At 71.0% G+C, this 7,185-nt stretch carries 5 protein-coding genes and 2 pseudogenes; 5 read left to right on the top strand and 2 right to left on the bottom strand.

Annotated elements, in window-relative coordinates; genetic code table 11:
* Positions 1–216: pseudogene (locus tag CCN29_RS36470) on the top strand (hypothetical protein); the annotation flags it as partial.
* 240 nt (positions 217–456) lie between these two features.
* Positions 457–1,293 (top strand): IPT/TIG domain-containing protein, encoded by an 837-nt coding sequence (locus tag CCN29_RS31560; protein WP_086685970.1) that lies wholly within the window; start codon positions 457–459, stop codon positions 1,291–1,293.
* 127 nt (positions 1,294–1,420) lie between these two features.
* Here the strand turns inward: CCN29_RS31560 and CCN29_RS31555 are convergent, their stop codons facing one another.
* Both CCN29_RS31555 and CCN29_RS31550 read right to left on the bottom strand, forming a co-directional pair.
* Positions 1,421–2,344 (bottom strand): ParA family protein, encoded by a 924-nt coding sequence (locus tag CCN29_RS31555; protein WP_442538596.1) that lies wholly within the window; start codon positions 2,342–2,344, stop codon positions 1,421–1,423.
* Positions 2,345–2,358: 14 nt separating this feature from the next.
* A complete protein-coding gene (locus CCN29_RS31550; RefSeq protein WP_086685966.1) occupies positions 2,359–3,735 on the bottom strand; it encodes a ParB/RepB/Spo0J family partition protein in 1,377 nt (458 codons plus the stop codon).
* Between the two features lie 300 nt (positions 3,736–4,035).
* Between CCN29_RS31550 and CCN29_RS31545 the strand changes: the two genes are divergently transcribed.
* From CCN29_RS31545 to CCN29_RS31535, 3 genes and pseudogenes are all read left to right on the top strand, one after another.
* Positions 4,036–4,590 (top strand): hypothetical protein, encoded by a 555-nt coding sequence (locus CCN29_RS31545; protein ID WP_086685964.1) that lies wholly within the window; start codon positions 4,036–4,038, stop codon positions 4,588–4,590.
* A gap of 65 nt (positions 4,591–4,655) precedes the next feature.
* A complete protein-coding gene (locus CCN29_RS31540) occupies positions 4,656–4,874 on the top strand; it encodes a hypothetical protein (protein WP_086685962.1) in 219 nt (72 codons plus the stop codon).
* Positions 4,867–7,185: pseudogene (locus tag CCN29_RS31535) on the top strand (hypothetical protein); the annotation flags it as partial. The gene CCN29_RS31540 and the pseudogene CCN29_RS31535, both read left to right, overlap by 8 nt.

The following is a 7,185-nucleotide window of genomic DNA, read 5'->3' as shown; positions in this document are numbered from 1 at the left end:
AGCGGCTGGCCGGGCCCGGCCGCGCTGCGGCGGACGCTGCTGGTGTGTGCGCTCGCCGCGAAGGAACTCCCGGAGCAGCCCGCCGAGCCCGGGCGGCCCGTGGTCGCGGACGTCAAGCCGTCCGGCATGCTCATCGAGTCGCCTCTCGCCACCGGTCAGCCGCGGTGGATTCTCGGGCTCCTCGTCACCATCCACCCCCCGCAGGAGAGCCCGTGAGCACCTTCGGTGTGCTGCCCCCGCTTCGCGTCATCCGCTGCCCGGCACCGGCGTGCTGGGACGCCCGCCGGCGGATCCAGGCGCACCTGCAGCATGACCGTGCCCGGCGGATCCTGGCCGCCGCGTGTGCCCGCCCGACGCTCCTTCCAGTGCCTGCGGTGACGTGGAGCCCGGGACGTTAACGGTTGCTGCTCCCCATCGTGGCCCGGCCTATAACCCCGGCCCGAGGAGAGCAGCGCCATGGCTGGCGAAACCACGAATGCAGCACAGATCGTCATTCCTTCCCGTACCCGCGTATGGCTGGCGCCTGTCGGCACCCCGGCCCCGGCGGACGCCACCGTGGCGATGGGGGCAGGCTGGTACGCGGTCGGTCTGACGACCGAAGACAGTTTGAAGTTCAACGAAGAGCCCAGCTTCGAGACGGTGAAGTCCGCCCAGACCGACTACCCGTCCCGCACGTTCCAGACCGGGGACGCCGCCACGATCGAGGTGGACCTCCAGCAGTGGAACGCCGCGAACTTCCGGGCGGTGTTCGGTGGTGGTGAGATCACCAGCATCCAGTCGGGCGGCGGCAACGGCCCCACCCACTACCGGTTTGCTCCTCCGAAGGTCGGCGGGCGTACCGAGATCGCGGCTGTGATCGAGGTGATGGACGGCGGCAAGACCTACCGGTACGTCGTGCCGCGGGCGATGCAGATGGAGGGCGTGCAGACCGACCTGACGAAGGCGAAGGAAGCCGTTCTGCCGCTGCGTCTGGCCGTCCAGGGCGGCGACGACACCGATGCCTGGTACCTGCTGACCAACGACCCGGCGTTCCAGCCGCCCGCCCCGACGATCACCGCCGTGAGCCCGAGCACCGGCCCGGCAGCGGGCGGCACGCAGGTCACCATCACCGGTACTGACCTGAGCGGCGCAACGTCGGTGACCTTCGGCGACACGGCCGGTACCGAGCTGACGGTGGAGAGCTCGACCGAGCTGACCGTCACCAGCCCGGCGAGCACGGCCGGCACGAAGGACGTGGTGGTCACCACGCCGGGCGGTACCGCAACCAAGGTCGGCGGCTTCACCTACTCCTGATCCAGCCGACCGGCGTTCACGCCGGGGCCGTAACCTTGTGGCCGGCACAGGCCAAGGCCCGTACCGCGCGCGGGAGATGACGCCTCTCGCGATCGGTACGGGCCTTCGGTGTTCCCCGGGGGAACAGTCACGCCGGGTTGAGGTCGTTGAACCCGAGCGCGGTGGCGATCTTGTTGTAGTCCTCGATGGGCGCCGCGTTCTTGTTGCCGTAGGCGTGCACGGGCGCCTGTCGGCGGTGCTGCTGGCGGATAACCGTGCTCCAGCGGACCTTGTGCAGCGCGAAGTGCTCCCCGTAGGTGCGCTCCATGGACTCCACCGTCAGGTCGCCCTCGGTGTCGGGGCGGCCGGGGGTGGGGGTGCCGCACATCAGGATGTGCTTGATGGTCGGCTCCGTCTTGCGGGTGCGGGAGCGCGCGTTCTGCTGCCGGCGCATCTCGGCGAGCTCCTCGAACGTGGCCTTGAGGTCGGTCTCCTCCTTGGAGGTGACCAGCACCGGCGGCACGATCTCGTCCTCGGCCTGGAACGGGATGAGCGCGGATACCACGAGCTTGGACAGCGACGCGGGCAGGTCCAGCAGCCACACGTCGTCATCGCCGTCGTAGGAGTCGCACAGCTCCCGGAACCAGGTGAGCATCATGCCGTCCTGCGCGGACTCGGTGTCGAAGTTCTTCACGTCGCGGCTGCCGGGCACGATGTGTAGGCCCTCGATCGTCTCGTACTCCGCTTCGGCGCCGGTTTCCGGATCCGCCGGGGCGACGAGATAGCGGGCGGGGACGCTGCACTCCTCCAGGTCCGCGCCGTGCATGAGCTCCCAGATGGTGCCGTGGCCGGCGGGGAGTTCGTCCATGGCGCAGGCGATGTGGCTGGCGCTGCGCTGGTGGTCGAAGTCGAAGACGCGCACCTTGTATCCGCGCAGGGCGAGCGTGGTGGCGAGCATCATGATGGTGCTGGTCTTCGCGCTGCCGCCGGTGATGATGAACGCGGCGAGCAGCAGCGGCCAGTTACGGCCGCCGGGCCGCAGTTCGCGGCGGGGCAGTGTCTTGAGGGACATGCGGGGTTCTCCCGTCAGTGGATGGGCTCGGGGTCGGGTGCACCGGCGTCGGGGACCGGGACGCCGTACTTGTCGAGCTGCGCCCGCTCCCATGCGGTCTCGGGGACGTAGCCGGTGGTGTCGATGAGCAGCCGCACGTGCTCGGCGTCGGTCTTGTCCCACTGCCGGCGTCCGTCCCGGGCGCGGACCTCTCCGGCGGCGACGGCGGTTGCGAGAGCGACGCGGTTGACGAGTTCGGCCTGACCGGAGGACAGGACGGCCTCGAAGTATGAGTCGGTGTCGCTGATGTCGAACACGGCGGTGCCGGCGTCGCGCAGCCAGCGGTGCGCGCGGGTACGTGCGGGGCCCTGCTGCATCGGAGCGAGGAGTGTGCGGCCCATGAGCGCTGCGTGCTGGGCGGGGGTGAGCTTGCTGCTGTCGGCCACGAGCTGACGGCACGCCTGGTCGCGGTCTGCGGAGGCGTGGTTGCGCTCAACGGTGTCCCGGTCGGCGGCGGTGCCGCTGGCGGTTGTCTTCGGCTTGGCGGCCGCGGACTTGGGGGCGTCGCCGGTGGTTCGGGGCGCGGGAACGTCGGTGGTGTTCCCCTGGGGAACGGCCGCGGGGGCAGGTTCCTCCACGGGGGCGGGGGTGTTCCCCTGGGGAACAGGGTCGGCGTTGTGGATCCGGTCGACGGCCTGCTTGAGGGTCAGGCCCTCGTCGCGGATGAGCTCCCAGGCCCGGACCTGCTCCTCCGGCTCGGCGAGCTGAGCGAGGATGTTCCGCGCGAGGGTGACGCCGGGGCCGTCGTCGGTGCCGACGATGTCCTGCAGAGCGGGCGGCAGCTTGAGCAGCTCCAGGCGGCGGGCGACGTGGTTGGGGCCGCCGAGGCTGAGCTCTTCCACGATCTCGCGGTAGCTCATCCCGTCCTTGGTGTGCAGGGTGTGGAAGCGGCGGGCCTCCTCGATCGGGGAGAGCTGCTTGCGGTGGAAGTTCTCCACGAACAGCACACGGCGGATCTTCGGCGCGACGTCGTTGCGGAGGACCGCGGAGATCTCCTCCTTGCCGATGTGCTGGTGGGCGCGCCACCTGCGCTCGCCGAAGGCGATGACGTACTTGGTGGTGATGCGCTCGGCTTCCTCCGGGTAGTGCTTGGTGAAGGCGGAGGCGTGCATCACGACGATGTCCTGCAGCAGACCGTCCTTGGCGATGCTCTCGGCGAGCTGAGTCACGTCGCCCAAGTCGCGGTCGTTGAAGGGGTTCGCCGAGATGTCGGACGTCTTGAGCTTGAGGGCGTCGCCGTCAGTCTCGCTTGAGAGCTCGAAGAACTTGGGTCCGCTGTCGGACTGCTGGGGTGTCGGGGCAGCTGCGGGGCGGGGGCCCCTCTTGGCTCGCTTGTTCAGTGATCCCGCCACAGGTGTCCTTCCGATCGTTCCGAGATGCGGTCGGGATAGAGGCTAGCGGGCAGCCCCGGGGGGTCTGCTGGCACATACCGAAGTCACCCGTACGAGCCGTTCCCCGGGGGAACACCCCGGCCGTCCCGGCGGCACTGGCGCTCACTGTTCCCCCGGGGAACGCCTGGCGCGGGGCCGCTGCGGGCCGCGCCTTGTGCAGCCGCGCTCTGGGGGAACCGCGGCGGCCGCATGGCCGAGACGCAAGCCGTCGGCCCTCCCTACGTTCCCGGTGCTTCGACACCCACCGGGAGGACCCGACTCATGACCGCCAAGACCACCAAGGCCGACCCGACCTACGCCATCGACCTCTCCGCCGAGCGGCGCGAGGTGCAGTTCCCGCACGGCATCGCCGTGAAGGTGCGCAAGGACTGGTCCCTGTTCTTCCCGGCGGAGATCCCGGCGGACGCACTCGATCCGCTGCTGTCCGAGGACCTCGACCTGATGGGGCTGCTCGGTGAGGTCGTCAACTCCTCCGGCGAGGTGGGCACCAGCGAGGTCATCGACCTTCTGTTCCGGCACGCGAGCCTGCCGCGGAAGTTCATCGCCGCGGTGAAGGACATCTACCGCGAACTCCTCGGCGAGGACGAGTTCGAGGACTTCAAGGCGCACCGGCCGTCCATCGGCGAGTACGTACGCCTGACGAAGGCGCTCGTCGCCGTGTACGGGGTCGACCTGGGAAAGCTCTTCGGGCTGGGCGGCTCCTCCGGGAGCGGTGGGGCGACGTCGAGTCCGACCTCTCCCGATACCACCAGCTCGACGCCCGAGGCGTCTGGCTCCGACCAGGAGAGCCCGGATTCATCGGACTCCGCCGGCTGATCTCCCTCATTGACCGGCTGCCCGAAGGCTCCCGGGTCACCTCCGCCCCTGCCGGCGGATGGACCGTGACCAACGAGCTCCTGGCGCAGCTCATCGAAGAGGTGTCGATCCTTGCCGCGGACCGGCGTCGCCGTGAACCGCTGACCGTGCCCAGGCCGGACGCCGTCACCGACGCCGCACCTGTTCCCCGGGGGAACAGCCCGCGCGCGCAGCCGCCCATGACAGGTCACCGCAAGATGCTGGCGGCCGCAGCCCGGAGAGGAATGGTGCAGGTCAGTGTCTGAGGGGATGCAGGCCGGGCGGCTTGAGGTCACTGTCGTCGCCTCCCTTGAGGGCTTCGCCCGGGAGCTCCGCACGAAGGTCGAGGCGGCCGCGGAGGGCGTGGCCGCGAAGATCGCCGTCAAGATCGACGACAAGAGCGTCAAGAAGCTGCGGTCGCAGGTCAAGAAGGCGGCTGAGAAGGCGTCCAAGGGCGTCACCGCGAAGGTCCGCGTCAAGGTGGACGAGGACACGCGGCAGCTCCGGCGTGAGGTGTCCGCGGTGACGGACGAGGTCGCCCAGGGCGCCGCGGTGAACCTGCCGGTGCGCTTGGGTGACGACGACGGCAATGGCCGCACCCGCAGCGGCTCCAGCGGTGGCGGTGGTCTGGGCCGTCTGGTGGGCAGGCTCCGCGGTTCGCTGCGGGGCCTGCTCTCCCGGGTGGCGCGTGACCCCGACGCGTCCACGGTCCGGGTGAGCGTAGCCCCGTCGCGGGATTCGGAGCGCCGGTTCGGCCGCTCCCTGACGTCCGTGGTCCGGGTGGCGCTGCGGCAGCTCCGCATGGTCACCCGGGACGCGCTGGCGCCGACCCGGGGCGGGCTGACCACGTTCGTGCGGGAGATGGGCCGCATCGCGGTCACCGCCGGCCGGGACACCGGGCGGGCGTTCTCCCGCGCGTTCTGGACGATGCTCGGCAGGAAGGCCGCCCCCACCCGGGCGCTCGTCGCCCGGGTCCGGCTCGGCGTCGCCAAGACGGGCGATGCGATACGCAGCTTCGCCGGGGAAGCCCGGCACTTCCTCGCCACGTACAGCCGGGACCTGGTCGCCCGCGTCCGCATCGGCGGGCTACGTCTCGCCTCTACGGACTTCCGGGCCATCGGCCGGGAGATGCGCCGTCTCGGCGAGGAGGCCGCGGACGCGCTGCGCATGGCGTTCGGTGGCCGTCTCGGCGGGCCCGGCTGGATCGAGAGCCTGATCCTCGGCCCGATGCGGGACCTCGCGGTGCGCGTGCGGGTCGGCACCGACATGTCCCGCCGGTCCGCCGTGGCGTTCGCCCGGTCCGTCCGCGACATGGCCGTCCGCTACCGCGACCAGTTCACCGTCGGCGTGCGCCTGGCCGCCGACTCCTCCCGCAACGCAATCACCTCGTTCGGCCGCAGCATCCGCAACACGCTCTCCCCGCACGCCCGCGACCTGATGGCCCGCGTGCGGGTGGCGACCGAACCGGCCCGCACGGCGGCCGCCGGCCTGGTGCGGGACCTGCGCCGGGTCACCGCGACCGCGGCGCGGGACACCCGCACCGCGGTCCGTGTCGCCGTGCAGCCCGCCGCCCGCGCCGTGGCGGACCTGACGCGCGGCGTGGCGACGGTCGTCGGCCGGGCCTCCCGCGCCGCCACCACCGTCATCCGCGCCCGCATGCGCACGGACGACGACAACGGCAACTTCCTCTCCCGCGGGATCCGCCGCGTGCTCGCCGCCGGCCAGGCCATGGCCGACGCCATGCCGATCAACGTGCCGGTGATGCCGTCCCTCGGCGGCCGCGGCGGGCGCCGCCGCTTCCGGATGATCCTGTTCGGTGCGCTCCTGTCTGTGGTGCAGCCCGCGGTGGCCGCCCTGGTGCAGTACGGCGCGGGCCTGACTGCTCTCCTCTCCGCGGCCGCCCCGGCTGTGGGTGTCCTCGGCGCGATCCCCGGCCTCATCGTCGCGGCGGGCAGCGCAGCGCTGGGCACGAAGCTCGCGTTCAGCGGGTTCGGGCAGGCGCTCAAGGAGACGCTCAAGTCGCAGCAGATGCTCGCGACCGACGGCAAGGTCACCGAGGAGCAGCAGAAGAAGACGGCGCAGGCGATGGAGGCGCTGGCCCCGTCGGCGAAGAAGGCCGTCACGGCGGTGGGCTCTCTCTCCAGCGCCTGGGACGAGGTGAAGGCCTCCGTCAGTGAGCGGTTCTTCAGCAGGGTCACGGCCGACATCAAGCCGCTCGCCAACACCGTCCTCCCGATGTTGAAGAACGCGCTCGGCGACTCGGCAAGCCAGATGGGCGACCTTGCCCACCGCGGCGCCGAGTTCATGCGCAGCGGCATCTTCCGCCGCGACTTCTCCACGATTGCAGGCACCAACCGCGTTGTCGTGGGCCACCTGACGGACTCGCTGGCCAACCTGGGGCGGACCACACTCGACTTCCTCGTGGCGTCCGGGCCGTTCGTGGAGCGGGTTGGTGCGGGCACCGAGCGGCTCACGCAGTGGATGCGGGCCTCCGTGCAGGCCGGCCGGGAGACCGGATCCCTCGCCAGATTCCTCGACCACGCCGGGGACAAGGCCGCCCAGCTGGGCCGGTCCATG

The organism is Streptomyces pseudogriseolus, assembly GCA_002154585.1.
Taxonomy (GTDB): Bacteria; Actinomycetota; Actinomycetes; order Streptomycetales; family Streptomycetaceae; genus Streptomyces; species Streptomyces pseudogriseolus.
Note: the sequence above shows the minus strand (reverse complement) of the source record. Positions and strands in the feature narration are given on the sequence as shown.

Excerpts from the sequence above, each read along its gene's own strand:
- CCN29_RS31545 (WP_086685964.1), top strand. The coding sequence starts at position 4,036 with ATGACCGCCAAGACCACCAAGGCCGACCCGACCTACGCCATCGACCTC.
- CCN29_RS31560 (WP_086685970.1), top strand. The coding sequence starts at position 457 with ATGGCTGGCGAAACCACGAATGCAGCACAGATCGTCATTCCTTCCCGT.
- CCN29_RS31555 (WP_442538596.1), bottom strand. The coding sequence starts at position 2,344 with ATGTCCCTCAAGACACTGCCCCGCCGCGAACTGCGGCCCGGCGGCCGT.